This is a genomic window from Falsiroseomonas sp. (assembly GCF_030695085.1).
In the GTDB taxonomy this organism is placed as follows: domain Bacteria; phylum Pseudomonadota; class Alphaproteobacteria; order Acetobacterales; family Acetobacteraceae; genus Falsiroseomonas.
The window spans coordinates 1-1,334 of record NZ_JAUYTS010000174.1 but is presented as its reverse complement, the minus strand read 5'-3'; the positions used below and the strand labels follow the sequence as shown (position 1 = coordinate 1,334).

Here is a 1,334-nt window from a genome sequence, read left to right as displayed (position 1 = left end):
GCCGGGCCCTCGATGACGTAGCGGCGGAACATGCGGCGGGGCTGGCTCAGCAGGCGGTGGAGCCATTCCAGAGACAGCGTCTGGAAGATGCGCGGGGCGCGCTGCTGGCGGCCGGTGAGGAAGTCGACCGAGGCGCCGACGCACAGGGTCACGCCGGTGTGGCGGCCGGCGGCGCGCAGGGCGTGGGCGAACAGCTCCTGTTTGGGGAAGGAGACGCAGGCCAGCAGCACATCCCATTCGGCGTCGGCGGCGGCCTGAACGGCGGCGGTCCAGCCGGGCGTCCCAGGCGTCAGCATGGGGGCCCCGATCCAGCTCAGGGTCTGGCGCGGATAGCGGGCGGCCAGATCGTCAAAGGCGGCGCGGTCGGGGCCGAAGACGGCGATGGTCAGGCCCTCGGCGGCGGGCGAGGCCAGCAGGTCGGCGGTCAGATCCGAGCCCGGATAGACCGGCAGGGCCACGCCGCGCAGCCGGGCCAGATGGCTGAGGATGCGGCTGTCGCAGACCTTCAGCGTGGCGCCCTCATAGACCTCGCGGGCGACGCGGCCGTCCATCAGCTTGACCACATGATCGACATTGGGGGTCACGACATAGCCATAGGCCCCGCGCGCCATGTCCTGCACGCGGGCCAGCGTCTGCGGCCGGTCGCCGTCGGCGAAATCGAGCGTCATGAAGCGCGCCATGGCGACAGCCTAGTCGCCACGCGGTCAACGCCCCGTTACGATGGGGCATGAAAAGCGCCCTCCTGACCGCCGTTCTCGCCGCTGTCCTGATGGCCGCGCCGGCCTGCGCCCAGCCGGCCGGGCCGTCCGACGGACCGCGGCTGGTCCTGACCGGCGTCGGCCGGTTCGCCATCCTCGCGGATCTGTCGACCCTCTCGCGCGACGGCGATCAGGTGCGGATGCGGTCGCTGCAGGTGACCGGGGCCGATTTCGAGGCCGGTGGACAGCGCTACTGGGGCGGCTGGTCGTGGTGGGCCTTCGACTGCGCCGCGCGCACCGCCGATCGGCTGGATTTCGCCTCGGTGCGCGAGGGCGGGGCCGAGGGCCCGGCCACGCCCGACAACGCCCCGCCCGCCGCTGTCGCCCCCGGCAGCGACGCCGCGGGACTGCTGGCCGTGGCCTGCGACCCGGCCTCGGCGGGCGAGGCGGACGCCGACAATCTGGCGGATGCCGTCAGGATCGGCCGGGCGGCGCTAGGTCGGGCGGACTGACCCGGTCGGCGGCGAACCGTTCCCGTGGCAGGGCCTCGGGGCAGTGGTCACGCATGAAGGCCAGCATCTTCTCGCGGATCTCACAGCGCAGGTCGAAGGCGGTCCCGGCGTTGCGGGCGCTGGC

Annotated in this window: 2 protein-coding genes and 1 pseudogene; 1 reads left to right on the top strand and 2 read right to left on the bottom strand. The window is 73.3% G+C overall.

The features are described from left to right. Positions 1–668 (bottom strand): WecB/TagA/CpsF family glycosyltransferase (locus Q8S40_RS19130; protein ID WP_305671677.1); only part of this gene is annotated, 668 nt, incomplete at its 3' end. A gap of 59 nt (positions 669–727) precedes the next feature. On the opposite strand from Q8S40_RS19130, the gene Q8S40_RS19125 reads away from it, so the two are divergent. Further along, a complete protein-coding gene (locus Q8S40_RS19125; protein WP_305671676.1) occupies positions 728–1,210 on the top strand; it encodes a surface-adhesin E family protein in 483 nt (160 codons plus the stop codon). Here the strand turns inward: Q8S40_RS19125 and Q8S40_RS19120 are convergent. After that, positions 1,173–1,334: pseudogene (locus Q8S40_RS19120) on the bottom strand (mechanosensitive ion channel family protein); the annotation flags it as partial. The gene Q8S40_RS19125 and the pseudogene Q8S40_RS19120 overlap by 38 nt on opposite strands.

Coding starts and splice junctions, on each gene's coding strand:
- Q8S40_RS19125 (WP_305671676.1), top strand. CDS start 728: ATGAAAAGCGCCCTCCTGACCGCCGTTCTCGCCGCTGTCCTGATGGCC.